The organism is Vagococcus lutrae, from assembly GCF_023299185.1.
Classification (GTDB): Bacteria; Bacillota; Bacilli; order Lactobacillales; family Vagococcaceae; genus Vagococcus_A; species Vagococcus_A lutrae.
Map to the genome: position 1 here is coordinate 1081897 of NZ_CP097017.1, position 19788 is coordinate 1101684.

The following is a 19788-nucleotide window of genomic DNA, read 5'->3' on the forward strand; positions in this document are numbered from 1 at the left end:
ATTAATTAAAGTAAACAGGCTGACCTGTTTTCGCTGATTCATAAATCGCTTCAAGTAGCTGCGTAACAACGAATGCTTCTTCTGGCTTCACTAAAACCTCTCGTTTCCCTAAAACAGCGTCTATCCATGCACGTGCTTCTTCATAAGCAGGGTCATCCCCTGCTCCATCATAAAAATCAACGCCGCCTGTTTCGAGCTGAATGTGATTATCGTACAACAACCCATGTTTTTCGCCATTCAAACGCAATCCTTCATCCATGTCGGCACCACCTTTTGTGCCCGCTAAGGTCGTTTTGGCTTCACCATCGTTAACCAAATTAATAGCCCAGCTTGATTCTAAAATAATCGTTGCGCCATTTTTCATTGTAATAAAACCAAAAGCAGAGTCTTCCACAGTAAACGCTTCTGGATTCCAAGGTCCCCAAGCATTGGCTGCATTTTCTGTTTGCGACAGCTTATGATACACATTTCCTACTGCATATAATGGTTCATAATTATTCATCGTCCATAAGGTTAAGTCTAAGGCATGCGTCCCGATATCGATAAGCGGTCCTCCTCCTTGTGCCTCTTCATCTAAAAAGACACCCCAAGTTGGTACTGCTCGACGACGAATGGCTTTGGCTTTTCCTAAATAAATCTCACCAAGCTCGCCATCGTCACAAACGGTTTTCAAGTATTTGGCATCTTTACGAAAACGATTTTGATAGCCTATCGTTAATTTTTTCCCAGTACGTTTGGCCGCATCAAGCATGGCTTGCGCTTCCTCAGATGTTTTCGCCATCGGCTTTTCACACATCACGTGTTTCCCTGACTCTAATGCAGCAATGGTCATTTCCGCATGACAATTATTTGGCGTTAACACATGAACAATATCCAACTCTGTATCCGCTAACATTTCTCGATAATCGTTATAAACCTTAGACTCACTTCCCCCATAATCCTCTCTTGCTTTTTCAGCGCGTTCTACCACTATGTCACAAAAAGCAACCATCTCTACTTCTTGTATCTTCGCTAAGCTAGGTAAATGTTTTCCGTTGGCAATTCCTCCACAGCCAATAATTCCTACCCTTACTGTCATAAAAAAATCCTCCTCATTCAATTGTCGTGTTAACTCCACTATACAAAAGAATGAAAAGGATTTCTTCCCTATACTTACGTTCTAATTCCCAGATATTAACTTTTGATATTTTTTTGGCGAAATACCGACGTTCTCTTTAAAAACATGATGGAACGTCTTCACGCTATTAAATCCTGCTTTTTCAGCTACTTCTATCATAGGTAACTCTTCCGTTCCTAAAATGGACTTTGCCATATTAATACGATATTCCGTCAAAAACTGAACAAATGTGACCCCTGTATTTCGCTTGAAAAAACGTGTGAAATAGTGCGGGGTAAAACCTGCTACATCGGCAATATCTTCAAGCTGGATTGGTTCACCATAACGCTCTTCAATAAAGGTAAAAATTTGATCCATTTTATCAATCACTTCTTGATTTTGTAAAGAATCATTGGTTAAGGCTTTTTTATTCGAAGCTTTTTTTAAAGGAACCTTCCCTACCATTAAACCTAAATATTCATATAAACGAGCATATAAAAGATACAACGACGCTGGTGCATCATCGTGTGCATACTCAAAACACGCTTGTAAACATTGACGAACACTGGTTTCAGTCTCTTTCGACCAAAAGACACTCCAATTTTCACGCGTTTTAAATATATCACGAACATTTATCGTATGCTGACTCGTTTGAAAAAGCGCATCAAATAAACGCGTATCAAACTGAAAGACGAGTCGCTTACTATCCGGTGTAGCGAGAAAATAATGCGTCTCACCACTATCAAAGAAATAAATTTCGCCTTCATTGACTGATAGTAAAGCATCGTTAACGCCAATTTTAATCGTTCCTTCTACCACGTAGATGACTTCTATTTCTTTATGCCAATGCGGATAAACTAAGCCACGACCGTCATCGGAAAAACAACGAAATGGAAATTTCACATCTAAATCTGGTATCTCTAAATATTTATGTTGCGACATCGCTTCGTTCCTCCTAGTTAGCATCCTTGAATTTATTTCTTTATATTATTTTAACATTTATTAACCTTGATATTATCATATTTTCAATATGATTGAGGGGAATCTACAACAAGCAACCGTTTTCGTTCATTTTCGGCTTTTTTTTTAGAGCAAAAAACAGTATACTAAAGCATAGTGCTAACTGATAACACTATTTTAGAAAGGAATGACAACATGGATTGGTATAATTTAATCAAAGCCATTATCCTAGGTATTGTTGAGGGTGTCACTGAATGGCTACCTATTAGTAGTACCGGGCATTTAATATTAGTTCAAGAATTTATGAAATTGGATGCACGACCAGAATTTATTGAAATGTTTAACGTCGTCGTACAACTTGGCGCAATAATTGCGGTCATCTTAATTTACTTTAATAAATTAAATCCTTTTTCACCTAAAAAAACAGCAACACAGAAAAAAGACACTTGGAATCTATGGCTTAAAGTTTTAGTCGGTTGTCTGCCGGCAGCGGTTCTTGGTTTAATGTTCGATGATTTTCTAGACGAACATTTCCATAAATTTTTACCAATTGCTTTAATGTTAATTATCTATGGGGTGCTATTTATTATTGTTGAAAATCGTAACAAGGACCGTGAGCCATCGATTACCTCATTTCAAGATTTTACGTATAAAGCTGCCTTAATCATCGGATTCTTCCAAGTCCTTGCCTTAATGCCAGGAACATCTCGTTCAGGTGCGACAATTATTGGGGCATTACTCATTGGCACCTCACGCTTTGTTGCCACAGAGTTTTCATTTTTCTTAAGTATTCCAGTTATGATTGGTGCAAGTGGCTACAAGATGCTCAAGTTTTTAAAAATTGGCGGTGCCTTTACAGGTGACGAATTGATGATTCTTATCGTTGGTTCTGTAGTCGCATTTGTCGTGTCACTCATTGTTATTAAATTCTTACTTAACTATATTAAAACAAATGACTTTAAACCATTTGGATGGTATCGCATTATTCTCGGTGTCATTCTCATTGGTTATTGGACAATGACTCATCTATAAAATAACAAAAGGGTTGCTCAAAGAGCAACCCTTTTTATAATCATTACAATTACCTTGATAATGATTATCATTCTCTTTTTCACACTTAATAACTATCAAACCCAACATTTTAAACATAGTCATTTTTTTGTATTAAATGATAACAACTATCATTATCAATTAATGCTTATTCATTATCATTTAAATCCTAGCCTTGTTATGATGATTTCAAGGAGGGATTTCTATGTCAAAACTATCAGAACAAAATAAAATTATTTTAGCAACCGCCATATCAGGCGTTTTGATGATTGTCGGCTTTTTCGCTGAACGTGCCGGATTTAGCTATTATCCATTTATTTACATTATCGGTATGATTATTGGCGGCTTTCATCAGACAAAAGAAGGGATTAAAGAAACAATTGAGGAAAACCATTTAAGTGTCGACTTGTTAATGGCACTTGCCGCAATAGGAGCTTGCCTCATTCAATATTACTTTGAAGGGATTATGTTAACGTTCATCTTTTCTCTCAGTGGTTCCCTTGAAGAATATACTATGAACAAAAGTAAAAAGGAAATCGAAAGTTTACTTGAACTACAACCTGAAGAGGCACACTTACTATTACCTGACGGTCACACGAAAATTGTACCAGTTGAAACATTGAAAATTGGTGACCATTTACAAGTACCAAAAGGCGAGAGCTTACCCATCGATGGTGTTTTAAATACAGATATGGCAACCATTAACGAAGCAACTATTACCGGAGAGTCCGTTCCTGCAGAAAAAACAGCGTCTGAAGAAGTCTTCGCAGGAACGATCAATGTCGGCAATACTTTTGAAATGACCGTCACTAAAACAAGCGATGATACTATTTTTAGTAAAATCGTTCAGCTCGTAGATGAGGCTCAAAATACTCCCTCAAAAACAGCAAGCTTTATTGATCGCATTGAAAATACCTATGTTAAAGTCGTCCTAATGCTCGTTCCATTAATGATTTTTATCCCCTATCTCTTTTTAGGCTGGAGCTGGAGCGAAAGTTTTTATCGCGGAATGGTTTTACTCGTTGTTGCTTCCCCTTGTGCGCTAGTGGCTTCCGCTACACCCGCTTCTCTAGCTGCGATTTCTAATGGCGCTCGAAACGGTGTATTATTTAAAGGCGGGATGTTTCTCGACCAACTAGCTGAATTACAAGCGATTGCCTTTGATAAAACTGGAACCCTTACAAACGGTACGCCTGTTGTCACAGATACCTTTATTTTAGAACGTGAACAAGATGTTATTAATACTGTGTTTGCTATCGAATCGACCAGTACACATCCACTCGCTATGGCATTAACAAAACACTTTCGTTCACAAGTGACAGACCGTTTACCTAACTTAATCGTTAACGATTTAACAGGTTCCGGACTAGAAGGAAAAACAGATGAGGAAACGTGGCGTGTCGGAAAAGCTGACTTTGTTTCAACTCAACCTCTTGAAAATGAAGCCATGACTCACGTCTTAAAATGGCAAAAAGAAGGAAAGACCGTTGTCTTTTTATCTTGTAATAATCAGATTGTTGCGTTCTTTGCTCTGTTAGATACACCTAAAGAAAATGCACAAGCAGCCATTCACTATTTTCAATCTGAAAATATTCATACCACGATGATTACAGGTGACCACCCACAAACTGCTAAAGCAGTAGGTCAAATGCTAAATATCGATGAAATCCATGCTGGACAGACACCTGAAGAAAAAACTGTTTTAATAAAACAACAAAAAGAAAAGTATGGCATTAACGCCATGGTCGGTGACGGAATTAACGATGCGCCGGCACTTGCTAATGCGACCATCGGTGTAGCAATGGGACAAGGAACGGATATCGCGATTGATGTAGCAGATATGGTGCTAATGCAAAGTGACCTTTCTAAATTAACCATGAGTCATAAAATCGCAAAAAAACTAAAACGGATTACCACTCAGAACATTATTTTTTCTGTTAGCGTTATTGTATTATTAATTATTTTCAACTTCATGCAAGCCGTCAGCTTACCTTTAGGTGTGATTGGACATGAAGGAAGTACTATTTTAGTTATCTTAAATGGCTTGCGCATGCTGAAAAAAATCGACTAAAAAAAGAGCAACTGCTTTGGCAGTTGCTCTTTTTTATGTATTTTTAATAACTAAACCAGCTAAGTTATCAGCTGTTTTTTCTGTGGCATTAATGATGCGTTCAAAACGTTCATAGACTGATTTCCACTTAATCACTTCCAACGGATCTGTTTCGTGAGTAAACAATTCTTTTATTAAACTACGATACAAGTCATCCGTTTTCTCTTCGATGTCATTCACCTGTGCAATCATTGTTCCTAACGTCGTTGAATTTTTAAATTTTGAAAATTCTTTTGTCACAACACAAACTGATTCAGTTGCTTCTAAGATATAGTGGCTAATCATTTCAGTTTTAGGGCGTAGCTCTTTTATCAAATAGCTATCAAATAAATATGGAAGGGAATTAATACCATCTAAAATGTCATCCAAGTCTTCCGTAATCGCCACAATATCCTCACGGTCAATCGGTGTAATAAATGAGCGGTTCAATTCATCCATAATAGTATGAACCAATTCATCTCCTTCATTTTCAATGACATGAATTTCCTTGGCACGTGCGGCAATCGTTTCATAATTATAATTTAAAATAATATCTTCTAACACACGCGCTGCTTCATATCCCTTTGATGCTAATTGTGTCAACGCGTCAAAATAGTTAAATTCTTTTTTTCTTGCCATCCTAGTATCCCCCTACTATTTTCTCTTTAATTAGAATAAAAACACAAATAATTTCGCCATCATATAAGCAATTAAACCGCAACCCGGAAAAGTCAAAATCCAAGCTAACATCATTTCTTTTACAATACGCCAGTCAACACTTGACATACGTCTAGCAGCTCCAACCCCCATGATTGCAGTTGTTTTGGTATGTGTTGTTGAAACAGGTATTCCAAAAAGAGAGGCAACAAGTAGTGCGATTGCTGCACTTAAGTCTGCTGAAAAACCTTGATACTTTTCAAGTTTTACCATGTCCATACCGACTGATTTAATAATTCTCATTCCTCCAACGGAAGTTCCCAACCCCATTACAAGGGAACAAATCGCCATAACACTTATCGGTATCGTAAACCCTCCGGAACTATTCATTCCTACAAAACCATTATAATAAAGACCTAACATAAAAACTCCCATAAACTTCTGACCATCTTGCGCTCCGTGTAAAAAGGCCATCGCCCCTGCACCAAACGCCTGTCCGTTATGAAAAAACTTATTAGCTTTTCGCCGGTCTGTATGTCGAAAGAGTTTCACGATCAATTTAACCATAAGATAGCCGCCTAAAAATCCTGCCACCGTAGAAGCGACCAAACCTACTAATACTTTTGACCATTCGCCCATATTCACAGCATCCAGTCCGCCCATCGCCATCGCTGAGCCTGTAAGGCCTGCTATTAAAGCATGGCTTTCACTCGTTGGTATCCCAAAATACCAAGCAGCCACGGCCCATGTCACAATAGCAAAAAGTGACGCGGCTAAAGCAATCTGCGCTTTCGTATGATCTTCTCCGAATGAAACGATATTACTAATGGTTTCTGCTACTTGCGCATTAAAGAGCGTCATGACTAAAGCGCCTAAAAAATTCATTACAACAGCCATTCGAATCGCAAACTTTGGTTTCAGCACACGTGTCGAAATAGCTGTGGCAATTGCGTTTGGCGCATCAGTCCAGCCATTAACAAAGATGACGCCCATAATCAAAATAAACGTCACAAAAAAGGCAAGATTAAACTGACCTGCCGACAAATCGATTGTTCCCACAAATTTACACCACCTATATTATTATCTAACGCTCTAATAATAACATATTGAGAATAAAGTGAAAGGGCTTTGACTATTTTTTTATTGGCACAGAGACATTGTTTTTAAGCGACTATCCTTAAAAAAATATTGCATTACTAACAAGTTTTCGGTATAATTGAGAATGTTGAATTGTCGCTAATAATCATTAGGGATAAGCTATTATTGACGGAGGTGAAATCCATGCCAAATATTGAATCTGCAATTAAACGTGTGCGCACGACAGAACGTTCTAACGAATTAAACTCTGGTCAAAAAAGTGCAATGCGTACAGCAATCAAACAATTTGAAGCTGCTTTAGAAGCAGGTGCTGACAACGTTGAAGAATTATTAAAAAATGCGCATAGAGCAATTGATATGGCTGAAACAAAAGGCCTAATCCATAGAAACAAAGCTGACCGAGACAAATCTCGTCTACATGCGAAAATGATGAAAGCAAAATAATGCATAATCACAAAAGATGACACACTCCGATTGTTCTTTGTAACATTGGGGTGTTTTTTCATATAAAAAGAACGTTGACAAAAGAGATTTTGCCAACGTTCTTTTTATTTTTGACTAAATTTTAAAATAAACAACTGAAATAGCAGTTCTTTATCCATCTGACCTGTTTTCATACGATAGTCATTTTCTACCAATTCATCGTAAAGATTCATCAAAAAGCCCAAACTCATTCGACGTGCCTCTTGCTGTGCCAACTTAATACGATATGGATGAACCTTTAAAACGTCTACCATATTGGGTTGCTGATAATGCTTTTGCTGCATAACATTTACCTGAATAAGCAATCTCACATGCCCAATCAAAATCGCATTCATTTTGATGGTTTCTTCCCCTTGAAGCAATAGTTCTTCATATAATTTTAATGCTTCATTCGGTTGCTTTTTCATGACATAAGTTATCAAATCAAAAACATTTTGTTCTAAACTTTTAGCAACTAACTCTTCTACCATCGGTTTGGTTATTTTATAATCATTTATCCCGGCAATATAGAGCTTATTCAATTCTCCCATAATTCGTGACAAATCCATTTGACATAATACTAGCAACGTTTCTAAAGCCTCTGGTGTTACTTGATATCGATCATTTTGTATGTGTTGTTTCACAAATTGACGAACGTCGCGTTCTTGCATCGGTTGCACGTCGACAACAACAGCTTGTTTATTTAACTGTTTAACTACTTTTTTTCGTCCATCTAGCTTTTCATAAGGAGCATTAAAGACAAGCACCGTTGAGTCTAAGGGTTGTTCAATATATTGTTCTAATTCCTTTATGTTATGCTCCAAACTCTGCTTAGGCTTCGCTCCTGTTAAAAAATATGGTTGGTCCACAATGACTAGTCGCTTATCTCCAAAAAAAGGTAAACTGTTAGCCTCTAACATAGCTTCTGATAACAACGTTTCCGTCATATCAAAGTGCATGATATTCATCTCATCTTCATCTGAAACAACGCTCTGTTGTAGTACGCGATTAAACCATTCTGATAAGTATTTTTCAGTTCCATGTACGACATAAATCGCAGCAAAATCCCCGGCACGAATATCTGAAATTGCTTGTTGAAAATCTTTTTTCACCATATTTTTCTCTAACCTATCTTTCTTCTCACTCTATCATTGTTTTTATCTGAGTACGATATGGAAACAATGTCATATAATCATAATATATCATGCCTTGCTGATCTGTTCGAAAGATTTGAATGTTTTTATTTTTTAATTCACTCAAAACTTCAGGATGAGGATGGCCGTATCGATTATTCTCTCCACATGAAATAACTGCTACTTTAGGTGACACGTAGGATAGCCATTGCTCACTCGTAGAAAAACGACTGCCATGATGACCGACCTTTAAAATATCAAACTCCGTTGGTTGCCATCGCCTCATTACTCGCTCTTCTCCCTCAACATCTAAATCACCTGTTAAAAGTAACCGTCTCCCTCCAACGGTCGTCGCAAGCACTAATGAATGTTGATTGTCCCCCTCTCCACTTTCAGCTGGAGACAAAACTTGAAAAACACCTGCATGATTTATTATCGTTTGAGAACTTAGTACCTCCATGATTTCTGTTTGCGAATCAAGAGACGCAATAATTTTAGCGCCCAGAGCCTTTTTTCTCATTCCTTTAGGAAAAACCACCTTTTCAATAGGGAGTACGTGACTTAACGCTTTCACATCTCCAATGTGGTCAGTGTCCGCATGGGTTAAAAATAGGGTCTCAATTTGAGTTACCCCTCGACTTTTCAAAAAAGGCAGTAGCTGATATTTAGCTTGTGGTACTTGTTTTTTCTTTTGATTAGCAAATTGCAACTTCCCGCCAGTATCAATCACCGTAGCTTTTGCAGAAAAAGGAGGATGAATGACCAGACAGTCCCCCTGTCCCACATCCACAAATGCGACGGTTCCAAACGGATTGACATACTTTAACCCAACGAAGAGTCCCATACTCATTATTAAAACGACCCCGTAGTAGCTCGCTTTTCGTCGCGTATAACCAAGAAAACCAAAATAATAAACAAGCATTGCTATTATTAAAAACAATGGCGGTTTTCCTGTCACTACTTTAACTATTGGCCACTCTGACACGTAAGAAATAACTTGGTATAACAATGTTACTAATTTATCTATCATCAAAAGCCATACACTGCCCTTTAAAGAAACAAAAGCACTGACTAACCATGATAATAATAAGATTGGTAACAGAACATAGCCAAAAAATGGCGAAATAAGTAAGGTTAAAACCGTTCCTAATAAACTCCACTGATAGAAATGATACGCAGTCAAAGGCAAGCTAAGTAATGACATCCAAAAAACCGTTTGAACAGATTTTCGCCATTTATTTGTAGTTGATGAAACGATATCTCTAAGATAAATCAAAATGAAAGTAAAGTAAAAGGTGAGTTGCCCTCCGGCTGTCAACAAACTGTGTGGCCGAATAATCATTACAATGAATACCGTCAAACACCAACTATCTAAGCGTGTCAACTTGTTCCCAAGAAACGTGTTAATACGATGACAAACAATAAAAAGTGATGCACGAATAACGCTCACACTTTCTCCTGTTAATAAAATAAAGCTACTTAAAAATAACAACTCAATAATTAAAAGTAAAAAGGGGGAGCCGCCCATACGACGAATGACGTAATGAATTATAGACAGAAAAAAATAGACGTGTAACCCTGAAATACTAAAGAAATGCAATAATCCTGTTTCGCTATAACTGTCGCGCTCTTGTTGATATAACTCGTCCTTAATACCTAAAAAAAGACGTTTAATATAGGAAGCCGTTCGTTTTGGAAATTGTTGCTCAGCTCGCCAAGCTAATCTCGCTCGTTTTTCACGAAATGAAGCACGCCAAAAAGAAAGACGTGGTTGAGGTAGCCGTTTCACATTGTCAATCGTTAGAATCTTCGATATGCCTAAGTCATGAAAATACAAACGAGCATCATAACCATCTCGATTACGAGGAAAAGAAGGAAACACTTCACTTCCTCGGACTATAAGCAACTGACTCCTTACCCGCCAATCATTTTGCTCTTCTTCAGTCATGTCGTCCACTCGCCCTCGTATATAAGATCGACGAAAAGGTCGTTCCACTTCTTGCACGACACCAGAGATATAATGCTCCTTGACTGAAAAAGTATCAGGGAATGTGATAACCTTTTTAGTAATCGATGAGTTTAACGACGTTAGCTGGGACGTTTGTTCCACTTCATAAAAATAGCACAGACTAATGAAACCAAGTACAAGACTCATCCCTATTACCGTCTTTTGTCGTGTTAGAATGAGTCGCATACCATAAATAATCGTCAGTCCACCAAATAGTCTCGATTTTCCTACTAGCCAACCGTACATTAAAAGTATCAACATCGTTGGATAAATCCATTTGCCATAAAGGCTCGACAGCTGCTCAGGGTAGTATTTATTCCGCGTTGGTTTCTTTTTGGTTATTTCCTCCATAGATTGCTTGCAGTTCGGTAAAATATTCTTGATCTAATGTCACTTGCTCGACTATCACACCTGTTTTTTCTAATAACTGAATCGCATAGTCATCATTACGATAATCTGTTAGATAGTGTATTTTCTTAATTCCAGCTTGTAAAATCATCTTCGTACATTGTAAACAAGGAAAATGTGTCACATATATCTCAGCCCCATCAGTAGGGATACCAAATTTTGCACATTGTAAAATAGCATTCATTTCAGCATGTATCGTTCGTACACAATGGCCATCTACAACATAACAGCCTTCATCTATACAATGAACGTCGCCACTTACCGACCCGTTATAACCACCTGCAATCATCCTTTTATCTCGCACGATAGTTGCACCAACTGCTAAACGTCGGCAGGTACTCCTCAACGATAACAAGACGCTTTGGGCCATAAAATACTGATCCCATGGAATTCTTTCGATTGTCATTATACGACCTCCTTCTTTTAATTAATTGTAATGCTTTCTTTCAAAGAATCAAAGGTCTTTTCCCCAATCCCCTTAACTTTCTTTAAATCATCAATCGTTTGAAACGCCCCATTTGTTTCACGATAGGTAATAATTGCTTCTGCTTTTTTCTCACCAATCCCTGACAATGTTTGTAATTCTTGAGCGGTTGCCGTATTGAGATTGACTAGCGTTTCATTTTCCGCTTGAGCGTGACCACTATCATGATGACTCGTTGAACTCTCGGTCGGTAGCATGACTTCCGCTAAATTCTCACCGACTTTAGGAATATAAATAACCATTTGATCTCTAACATGCTCAGCCAGATTTACTTGATTGCGATCCGCTTCCTCTGATAGACCTCCTGCCAACTCAATCACATCAAAAATTCGCATATCGGTCTCAACAGGATACATCCCTGGAAACTTGATTGCTCCTTTTATATCTACGAACCATTTTTCCTGACTATCTGATTTTAATGTATCCTGTTCACTATCTGTTGTGATTACTGTTTCACTCATCATCGTTGTTTCTGTTATTAAGCTATTCTGCTTGGTTGTTTTCCAAGTCATCATGATGATAATAAAAACTCCCACAATGCCTCCTGTAATGACAATTATTCTTTTTTTATTTTCCTCAAACCAAACTTGCAATTTTTTCGCTCCTTTCATTAATATAATTTCTCCAACACTTTATTAAAAATGTGATTTTTTTAAAAAAATATTGATGTTTGATTAAATCGGGTGTACACTAAAAATAAAATTAGGTATCCCTAAAAGGAGTGAAATGAATGTTGACTTTAGATAAGCTTGCTCAATGTCACACAGCCGAAATAATCGACGTTGTCCATCCCGACGCCAGTATGAAACAACGTTTATTAGATTTAGGTTTTTATGAAGGAACATTGATTGAGAAAGTTCTCATAAGTCCAAAAAACGATCCACATGCGTATAAAGTTCGTGGTACAACTATCGCTTTAAGACAAAGTGATGCTCAGTATATTCACGTTCAGGAGGTAAAGAAAAATGACTGATTCTCAAGGAACAATTATTGCATTAGCAGGAAATCCTAACGTAGGAAAAAGTTCGGTGTTTAATGAACTAACAGGCATGCGCCAGCATACAGGAAACTGGCCAGGAAAAACGGTGGATTTAGCACAGGGTAATACAACCTACAATGGTCATACTTATACACTTGTGGACCTTCCTGGTACTTATTCATTGATTGCTCATTCGACGGAAGAAGAAGTCGCTCGCGATTTTATAGAGTCTGAAGAAGCGGTGGCGACTATTGTCGTTTGTGATGCAACGAGCTTAGAGCGAAACCTTAACTTAGTTTTACAAATTATGAGTTTAACTGATAAAGTCGTCGTATGTATTAACCTACTCGATGAAGCGAAAAAGAAAAAAATTGAGGTCAATTTACCTAAGCTTCAAGAATTATTAGGCACGCCTGTTGTTGGAACCTCTGCTATCAAAAAACAAGGATTGGACGATTTAATGGCAGCAGTCGAAAAAGTCGCGAAAGGCGACGTCCGTGCAAATCCTTATATGATAGATGCCTTGAACGAGATTCATAAAAACCCTGAAACAGAAGGAGCTGCCTTACTTGACCACGCCTCAATCATTGCCCAACAAGTTGTTACCTATCGTAAAGAAGATTACGATAAACGTGATCGACAATTAGATAGAATTTTGACGCAAAAACACACAGGAGTCCCCATCATGATTTTGCTGCTCATTTTAGTTTTTTGGTTTACTATTTCGGGTGCTAATATCCCTTCCGATTTTCTCGCTCATTGGTTTCAAGTGTTCGGAGATTGGCTGATGAAAGTGACCACTCAGATAGGTATGCCATCGGGTTTACAAGATGTCTTAATCAATGGGGTCTATAAAGTACTTTCAACTGTTATTTCTGTGATGTTGCCCCCTATGGCCATCTTCTTCCCAATCTTTACTTTATTAGAAGACTTTGGTTATTTACCACGCATTGCTTTTAACTTAGATAAACATTTTCAAAAAGCTGGAGCATGTGGCAAACAAGCACTCACAATGTGTATGGGATTTGGATGTAACGCAGCCGGCGTCGTGGGCACACGGATTATTGACTCTCCACGAGAAAGAATTATTGCCACGATTACGAATAATTTTGTTCCTTGTAATGGCCGTTTTCCTATCTTAATCGCTGTTATCACCATGTTTTTCACTGGAAGCGCTGTGACGTTTAAAGGGTCACTAAAATCTGCCGTATTTTTAACAGGGGTCATTCTGCTAGGCGTTTTTACAACCTTTTGGGTATCACAACTTTTATCTAAAACTGTCTTAAAAGGAATGCCTTCTTCCTTTACTCTAGAATTACCTCCCTATCGAAAACCGCAAATAGGACAAGTCGTTGTCCGCTCTATTTTCGATCGGACCTTATTTGTCCTCTGGCGCGCCATTATTGTGGCTGCTCCTGCAGGATTAGTTATCTGGGTAATGGCTAATATTCATATTGGCGATGCCACTATTTTACAAGTCGTGACAGATTTTATTGATCCATTCGCTCGTCTTATGGGCTTAGATGGCGTTATTTTAATGGCATTTATTTTAGGTCTACCTGCTAATGAAATTGTCATCCCTATTATGATTATGGGCTATTTATCAACAAGCACTATTACGGATTTCAGTTCGCTTGCCGAATTTAAACATTTATTAGTATCAAATGGGTGGACATGGTTAACAGCGATGAACATGTTATTGTTTACTATTTATCACTGGCCGTGTTCTACCACTCTATTAACTATCTATAAAGAAACAAAAAGTGCCAAATGGACGTGGTTATCATTTTTAATTCCAACAGCTATGGGGATTATCGTCACCATGTTAACTACTTTTATCGCACATGCCTTTCATCTTGTATAAAATAGCATGACTACTTGACCTTTTGATAAAAGTTAGCTATACTAGAGAGCGTGTAAAATAATGCAGCTAGAAAATAAGTAAGCTCGTAAACAGTTTATCGCCGATTACGGTTCAGTTGTGTAACCGCGGCTGCAAAGGTGAAGACTGAAGGATGAACTGAACGAATACTAATATTTTCCCTAATTATTTTACTCCAAAAAAACATTATTGGAGGAATTTTAAATGTCTCGTTATACTGGACCAAGCTGGAAATTATCTCGTCGTTTGGGTATTTCATTATCAGGAACTGGTAAAGAAATCGCACGTCGCCCATACGCACCAGGACAACACGGACCAAACAGCCGTGGTAAAAAATCTGAATATGGTATGCAAATGACTGAAAAACAAAAATTACGTCATATGTATGGCATGAACGAACGTCAATTCGTTAACACATTTATTAAAGCAGGTAAAATCAGAGAAGGTAAACACGGTGTTAACTTCATGATTTTATTAGAACAACGTTTAGATAACGTCGTTTACCAATTAGGTTTAGCGACTACTCGTCGTCAAGCTCGTCAATTAGTAAACCACGGTCACATCTTAGTTGATGGCAAACGTGTGGATATCCCTTCATACCAAGTTGCTGTTGGCCAAGTGATTTCTGTTCGTGAAAAATCTAAAGACTTAGTCATCATTAAAGAAGCTTTAGAGGCTGCTGTAGGTCGTCCTGCATACGTTTCTTTTGATGAAGAAAAATTAGAAGGTAGCTTAACTCGCTTACCAGACCGCGAAGAATTATCACAAGAAGTTGATGAATCTTACATCGTTGAATTCTACAACAAAAAACTATAATACATCATTTAAAGCATTCAAGAACTTTCTTGAATGCTTTTTTTGTCTTTACAACTGAACTTGTGTTCGTATTTTGAGTAGCGTATAATAAGCTATAATCATCTTGCGAAAAAGGAGTAAACCTAATGGTCACTTTTTTACATATTAGCGATTTACATTTAGATCGTTCTTTTGAAGGTCACATGCAACCTTCTGCCGATTTTTTACAAAAACTTAGCTCTGCCAATGAAGTTACCTTACATCGTATTGGACAGATAGCCATCGAAAATCAAGTCGATTTTATTTTAATGACAGGCGATAATTTTCATCAATCGACCTCTAGTATCAGAAGTCAGCGTCTGTTACATGACTTTTTTACAACCTTAGCTGAAAACAAAATTGATGTTTACCTTACCTTTGGGAATCATGACTATTATCAGCCTGACCGCTTCTGGTTTGATTTTCCTGATAATGTTCATATCTGGAAATCAGAAAGTATCGAAACTTACTATCATACGTTACCGAATAAAGAAGTCGTTGCCATCTCCAGTTTTAGCTACACGCAACCATGGATAAATGAAAATAAAGCACTTGACTTTCCAAGACGCCAGCCCCAAGAAAGTCACTACCACATTGGCATGTATCATGGGGACGTTGGTCAACAAGTCGATACTCATCGTACGCAACAATACGCCCCAACTCGCCTAAGTGATTTACTTTCACTAAATTACGACTACTGGGCTCTCGGCCATATACACGTGCCAACTGTTTTAAAAAATCAGCCGCCCATTATTTATGCTGGGACACCACAAGGACATAATAAAAAAGAACAAGACGTTCGTGGTGTCCTTTTAGTTAATTTAGAAAAAAATAAAGTGACGTATCAGTGGCAACCAGTGGCGACCGTTTCTTATCAAACATTGACACTTTCTTTAGATGAGCGAATGACTAAGCAAAAATTATTGGAAGCACTGCGTCTACAAATAAATGAACGCCTCGTTGCTTTAGAATACGCGACTCTTCTATTTTTACAAATTGAAATAGAAAATGAAGAAGTGTCCCACGAAGAATGGCTTGAACAGATTCAAACAGATGATGTCATAGAGGCATTGCAAGCTGAGTTTCCAAACTTAACCATTCTTGATATTAAACGTTTATCTACAAACAAACGGTATGACGCCCGTTTACCACTACCTTTGACTGCCAGAGATGTCACACAGAATTGGGACTATATCATGACGCATAAACTAAAAGACTTAAAACAGCCACTATGGTATCATCGCGATTTCGAACGTTTAGAATTAGGTTCGATGATTTCGATAGACGAAGTGGAAAAACAGGTGCTAAACCGTTTTGAACACGCTTTTTCTTTGCAGGAGGACGAACATGATTATCAAAAAAATTGAAATTTTCGGTTTCGGAAAATTTGAAAATCGAGTATTTGATTTTCAAAAAGGCCCCCAACTTATTTTTGGTGAAAATGAAGCGGGAAAATCTACCCTTTATACCTTCATCCGTTATATTTTATTTGGCATTCGTAAGCCAACAAATACGCGTCGTAATTTTAAACCGTACGATTATCATGGTTTGTACGGAGGAACAATTTGGTTTGATACTGACCAACATCAAAATGTGCAATTAACACGCTTTGACAATCAACGAGATAATATAAAAGCAAATACTGCGCGTGTTCAACTTGAAGATGGACGAACGGGTGATGACCGCTTACTAGAAAAAATCATTTTACCTTTGACTGAAGAATTATTCTTAGATGTTTTTTCTTTTCAACAAGAACAACTAACTGAATTAGACCAACTTTCTGCTACGCAACTAGAACAAACATTGGTCGCAGTCGCTTCAACAGGATCACAACGCTTGCTTGAAACTGCCACGACTCTTGAACAAAGCGCTCAAGCTTTATTTAAACCGACCGGTAGTAAACCAATCTTAAATCAAAAACTTACGGAGCTTCAACTTCTTTCTCAAAAAATCGAAGAAAAAGAAAGCTCAGAGTCTCAATATCGTGACGCTCTTTTACAAATGAAAACACTTGACACCAAACGAGAATCACTACAAAAACAAGCAGCAGAACTCAAGCAGCTAATCGCGCAAAAAGAACGTCAGCAACGAGCCTTTACCCAATTAAAAGAATATCAACGAATTAACAAAGAACTTCAACACCGGAGAATACTTTCAGCAGAAGAACGATTAAAACTAACGTCGATTGCTGAAGAATATCAAGTATTATCGCAACAAATTCATAGTTTACAAAAAGAGATTGCTGTTACCAAAAATGATTTGTTAAAAAATCAAAATCAATCGTTCTGGTTTTTCACAAAACATCAAGATGCTATTCAAGACTTGTTGAAAACAGAGAAAAAAATGTTAGAAGGTTATGCGGAAAACAAATTTTTACTTCAACAGTTAGATGAAATCGACAGCCAGAGCGAACAACTGAGTGAACAATGGGGATTTTCTACTACCTCCCCTCCTCTTCTACTAGATACAGTTGCAAAACAAGAACTAGAAGATTTGCATCAAGTTTATCAACAATTGCTTGAAACTGAAAAAGTACAAGAAACGTCATCTGTGACGCAAGCCACACCAAAGACTGATAGAACTAAGTCTTATACGACAATCGGTTTTGCGACCATTTCAGCCATAATGTTTATCCTATCTTTATTTTTGGCGACTCCTGTTAATTATGTCGTGCGTGTCCTAGCACTCATACTCGTGGCTTTTTCGATTTATCAGTTTAAAAAACAACACGCATCCTCTTTAGATGATGCACCATTAGACGAACGCCACAGCGAACAGTCAAATAATGCGAGAAAAAAGCAAGAGATAGAAACACAGGTCACGATGATTTTAAAAGAGCATCACTGGGGAAAACTCACAACACTTGCCGATTGTCAGCGATTTGGCAGTATGCCAGAGACATTTCTACAATTGCTAGAACGTCAAAAAGAAACGAGTCAATTACTCGAGCAAACCATCGCAACATTGCAATCATATCAAGAAAAAACTCTTTTTTTAGAAGAATGGTTACCTTTATCAGATAAAACTCTTCCCGAACGCTATCGATTGATTCGAGACTATGCCGACGAGATGTTGATAAAGCAAGCACGGGAGCTGTCAGCTAACCTTCCGAAATTAGAAGACGATTTAAAATTAGCCATTCAACAACAAACGGACTTTTTCGACGGTCATCTCCCTTATCTCCAAACTTTAAATTTAGACAGTCTGGCAGATATTCAACATCTTTTACAAGATGACCAGCAAAGTCAAGCTTTACTCCAAAAACAAGTAACGTTAGAAAAAGAATTACGTCCATTATTTAACTTAGATGAACTAAATTCCTATAATCAATTACCACAGGAATTAGACCAATTAATAGCACATCTAACTCGCTTAGAGGAGCAACGTGATGCCCTACAATATGAACAAACTCAATTAAGTGCTAACTTAGATTGGCTAGGTAAAGATGGTACCTTAGACGAGTTGTACCAACAACGAGCTCTTTTGCAAGATGACGTCAACCGGCTTAGTTCTCAGTGGCTCAGCCTGATTTTAGAAAAAGAACTACTTAGTGATTTAGTTATCGCAATGAGCGACCAGACACTTCCTAGTTTATTGGAAACTGCCCAACACTATTTTCAACTTTTAACAAACGGAAAGTATCAAGATATTTTCCTGAAAAAAGAAACTCTTTTGATACAAAATGACAAGCAACAAACCTTTAGGACGATTGACCTCTCAACTGGGACCAAGGATCAACTCTATATGGCTCTTCGTCTCGCTTTTATCACGAGCAAAGACACTGTACCGGCTCCTATCATCATTGATGACGGTTGGCTGCATTACGACCTTGCACGTAAAAAGCAATTAGTGCTACTCTTGCAATCATTACCAGTCCATATTCAAGTTATATTACTAACCTCTGACATGACGCTCTTGCAACTGTTCGACGACGCACAGCTACCTGTTACTCATTTATAACATGATATTTTTTTCACATTTATCGTAGATTTCATGACAAATACTAAATAACGTGGTATTATATGAATGAAAATAAGCTATGGTTTAACAACAAGAGAGGTGAAAAAAATGGTTGCGTTTATCATTTATTGGGGAAGTATTTTAATCAACATTGCTTGGTTAGTGTTGAGTGTCGCTTTTTCTATTTATTATCTAGCTAAAAAAGAAAATGGAAACCTATGGGCGTTCGCTTTCTTTAATGTTTTAGCTGCAGTTTACTTAGGTATTATTTTACTTGTTTATAAAACTTGGGACTTCAACATCACGATGTATAGCTCTTTAATCCAAACAATGATTTTTGCTAATTTAGGATTAACAGTTTTACAAGCTATTCTAGGTCGTCAACCTAAAGTAAAAACAGCTTAATTTTATTTTCATTTGACAAGCTTACACTTTTAAGCTATCATGACAGATAATTGAATATGCCTCATGATGAGGTAGAGGTCGCGATGATTAGGAATCTTAAAAAAGTTCAGAGGGAACGTTTGGATTTTAAGAGGAGGGAAAGTCGCCGAAATGAATGTTAGCCTCACTAACATTTGTTGGGACAACAGTTGATAGCTGTTGGACTGTCTCGATTTGTGAAAGTCGAGTTGCGCTATTTTTGTCTAAAGGCAGAAAAGAACATGCAAATGCAAGACCTTATGAA

Annotated in this window: 17 protein-coding genes and 1 riboswitch; of the genes, 9 read left to right on the forward strand and 8 right to left on the reverse strand. The window is 37.6% G+C overall.

Features of this window, described 5'->3' with window-relative positions:
• Position 1: 1 nt before the first annotated feature.
• Positions 2 to 1078 carry a Gfo/Idh/MocA family protein gene (locus M2919_RS05180; protein WP_248848294.1) on the reverse strand — a complete coding sequence of 359 codons (1077 nt, stop codon included), beginning with the start codon at positions 1076 to 1078 and terminating at the stop codon, positions 2 to 4.
• Between the two features lie 81 nt (positions 1079 to 1159).
• On the reverse strand, positions 1160 to 2038 hold the full coding sequence (locus M2919_RS05185; protein ID WP_222317141.1) for an AraC family transcriptional regulator: 879 nt from the start codon (positions 2036 to 2038) through the stop codon (positions 1160 to 1162).
• A 213-nt stretch (positions 2039 to 2251) separates the two neighbouring features.
• Here M2919_RS05185 and M2919_RS05190 point away from each other — a divergent pair, with 213 nt between their 5' ends.
• Positions 2252 to 3088, forward strand: a complete 837-nt coding sequence (locus M2919_RS05190) for an undecaprenyl-diphosphate phosphatase (protein WP_248848295.1) — start codon at positions 2252 to 2254, stop codon at positions 3086 to 3088.
• 223 nt (positions 3089 to 3311) lie between these two features.
• Entirely contained in the window at positions 3312 to 5177 is a 1866-nt protein-coding gene (locus M2919_RS05195; RefSeq protein WP_248848296.1) for a heavy metal translocating P-type ATPase, read from the forward strand.
• A gap of 33 nt (positions 5178 to 5210) precedes the next feature.
• Here the strand turns inward: M2919_RS05195 and M2919_RS05200 are convergent, their stop codons facing one another.
• Together M2919_RS05200 and M2919_RS05205 are read right to left on the reverse strand one after the other, a co-directional pair.
• A complete protein-coding gene (locus M2919_RS05200) occupies positions 5211 to 5834 on the reverse strand; it encodes a DUF47 domain-containing protein (RefSeq protein WP_126763192.1) in 624 nt (207 codons plus the stop codon).
• A gap of 30 nt (positions 5835 to 5864) precedes the next feature.
• Positions 5865 to 6845, reverse strand: coding sequence for an inorganic phosphate transporter (locus M2919_RS05205; protein WP_126763261.1), 981 nt, complete (start codon positions 6843 to 6845; stop codon positions 5865 to 5867).
• Positions 6846 to 7133: 288 nt separating this feature from the next.
• Here M2919_RS05205 and rpsT point away from each other — a divergent pair, with 288 nt between their 5' ends.
• Complete coding sequence (gene rpsT, locus M2919_RS05210) at positions 7134 to 7394, forward strand: 30S ribosomal protein S20 (RefSeq protein WP_023606656.1); 261 nt, start codon at positions 7134 to 7136, stop codon at positions 7392 to 7394.
• A gap of 104 nt (positions 7395 to 7498) precedes the next feature.
• On the opposite strand, the gene holA is transcribed toward rpsT, so the two are convergent.
• The 4 genes from holA to M2919_RS05230 are packed head-to-tail and all read right to left on the reverse strand — an operon-like array spanning position 7499 to position 12056.
• Positions 7499 to 8527, reverse strand: coding sequence for a DNA polymerase III subunit delta (holA, locus tag M2919_RS05215; protein WP_168413944.1), 1029 nt, complete (start codon positions 8525 to 8527; stop codon positions 7499 to 7501).
• Between the two features lie 25 nt (positions 8528 to 8552).
• Positions 8553 to 10814: a DNA internalization-related competence protein ComEC/Rec2 gene (locus M2919_RS05220; protein ID WP_248848297.1), complete on the reverse strand. Its 2262-nt coding sequence runs from the start codon at positions 10812 to 10814 to the stop codon at positions 8553 to 8555.
• A gap of 52 nt (positions 10815 to 10866) precedes the next feature.
• Complete coding sequence (locus M2919_RS05225) at positions 10867 to 11361, reverse strand: ComE operon protein 2 (protein ID WP_126763259.1); 495 nt, start codon at positions 11359 to 11361, stop codon at positions 10867 to 10869.
• A gap of 23 nt (positions 11362 to 11384) precedes the next feature.
• Positions 11385 to 12056 (reverse strand): helix-hairpin-helix domain-containing protein, encoded by a 672-nt coding sequence (locus M2919_RS05230; RefSeq protein WP_248848298.1) that lies wholly within the window; start codon positions 12054 to 12056, stop codon positions 11385 to 11387.
• Positions 12057 to 12175: 119 nt separating this feature from the next.
• Here M2919_RS05230 and M2919_RS05235 point away from each other — a divergent pair, with 119 nt between their 5' ends.
• From M2919_RS05235 to M2919_RS05260, 6 genes are all read left to right on the forward strand, one after another.
• Positions 12176 to 12418: a FeoA family protein gene (locus M2919_RS05235; RefSeq protein ID WP_248848299.1), complete on the forward strand. Its 243-nt coding sequence runs from the start codon at positions 12176 to 12178 to the stop codon at positions 12416 to 12418.
• Positions 12411 to 14288, forward strand: coding sequence for a ferrous iron transporter B (feoB, locus tag M2919_RS05240; RefSeq protein WP_248848300.1), 1878 nt, complete (start codon positions 12411 to 12413; stop codon positions 14286 to 14288). The genes M2919_RS05235 and feoB overlap by 8 nt, the downstream gene beginning before the upstream one ends.
• 222 nt (positions 14289 to 14510) lie before the next feature.
• On the forward strand, positions 14511 to 15122 hold the full coding sequence (gene rpsD / locus M2919_RS05245; protein ID WP_023606663.1) for a 30S ribosomal protein S4: 612 nt from the start codon (positions 14511 to 14513) through the stop codon (positions 15120 to 15122).
• Positions 15123 to 15247: 125 nt separating this feature from the next.
• Complete coding sequence (locus M2919_RS05250) at positions 15248 to 16507, forward strand: metallophosphoesterase family protein (protein WP_248848301.1); 1260 nt, start codon at positions 15248 to 15250, stop codon at positions 16505 to 16507.
• The gene (locus tag M2919_RS05255) at positions 16488 to 19100 is read left to right on the forward strand and encodes an ATP-binding protein (protein WP_248848302.1); all 2613 of its coding nucleotides are present in this window, start codon (positions 16488 to 16490) and stop codon (positions 19098 to 19100) included. Before M2919_RS05250 ends, M2919_RS05255 begins: the two co-directional genes overlap by 20 nt.
• 108 nt (positions 19101 to 19208) lie before the next feature.
• Positions 19209 to 19505: a hypothetical protein gene (locus M2919_RS05260; RefSeq protein WP_023606666.1), complete on the forward strand. Its 297-nt coding sequence runs from the start codon at positions 19209 to 19211 to the stop codon at positions 19503 to 19505.
• Positions 19506 to 19569: 64 nt separating this feature from the next.
• Positions 19570 to 19748: riboswitch (Lysine riboswitch) on the forward strand.
• Positions 19749 to 19788: the final 40 nt, after the last annotated feature.

Excerpts from the sequence above, each read along its gene's own strand:
- rpsD (WP_023606663.1), top strand. The coding sequence starts at position 14,511 with ATGTCTCGTTATACTGGACCAAGCTGGAAATTATCTCGTCGTTTGGGT.
- M2919_RS05250 (WP_248848301.1), top strand. The coding sequence starts at position 15,248 with ATGGTCACTTTTTTACATATTAGCGATTTACATTTAGATCGTTCTTTT.
- rpsT (WP_023606656.1), top strand. The coding sequence starts at position 7,134 with ATGCCAAATATTGAATCTGCAATTAAACGTGTGCGCACGACAGAACGT.
- M2919_RS05220 (WP_248848297.1), bottom strand. The coding sequence starts at position 10,814 with ATGTTGATACTTTTAATGTACGGTTGGCTAGTAGGAAAATCGAGACTA.
- M2919_RS05195 (WP_248848296.1), top strand. The coding sequence starts at position 3,312 with ATGTCAAAACTATCAGAACAAAATAAAATTATTTTAGCAACCGCCATA.
- M2919_RS05230 (WP_248848298.1), bottom strand. The coding sequence starts at position 12,056 with ATGAAAGGAGCGAAAAAATTGCAAGTTTGGTTTGAGGAAAATAAAAAA.
- M2919_RS05235 (WP_248848299.1), top strand. The coding sequence starts at position 12,176 with ATGTTGACTTTAGATAAGCTTGCTCAATGTCACACAGCCGAAATAATC.
- M2919_RS05255 (WP_248848302.1), top strand. The coding sequence starts at position 16,488 with ATGATTATCAAAAAAATTGAAATTTTCGGTTTCGGAAAATTTGAAAAT.
- M2919_RS05180 (WP_248848294.1), bottom strand. The coding sequence starts at position 1,078 with ATGACAGTAAGGGTAGGAATTATTGGCTGTGGAGGAATTGCCAACGGA.
- M2919_RS05185 (WP_222317141.1), bottom strand. The coding sequence starts at position 2,038 with ATGTCGCAACATAAATATTTAGAGATACCAGATTTAGATGTGAAATTT.
- M2919_RS05190 (WP_248848295.1), top strand. The coding sequence starts at position 2,252 with ATGGATTGGTATAATTTAATCAAAGCCATTATCCTAGGTATTGTTGAG.
- feoB (WP_248848300.1), top strand. The coding sequence starts at position 12,411 with ATGACTGATTCTCAAGGAACAATTATTGCATTAGCAGGAAATCCTAAC.
- M2919_RS05260 (WP_023606666.1), top strand. The coding sequence starts at position 19,209 with ATGGTTGCGTTTATCATTTATTGGGGAAGTATTTTAATCAACATTGCT.
- holA (WP_168413944.1), bottom strand. The coding sequence starts at position 8,527 with ATGGTGAAAAAAGATTTTCAACAAGCAATTTCAGATATTCGTGCCGGG.
- M2919_RS05200 (WP_126763192.1), bottom strand. The coding sequence starts at position 5,834 with ATGGCAAGAAAAAAAGAATTTAACTATTTTGACGCGTTGACACAATTA.
- M2919_RS05205 (WP_126763261.1), bottom strand. The coding sequence starts at position 6,845 with ATGGGCGTCATCTTTGTTAATGGCTGGACTGATGCGCCAAACGCAATT.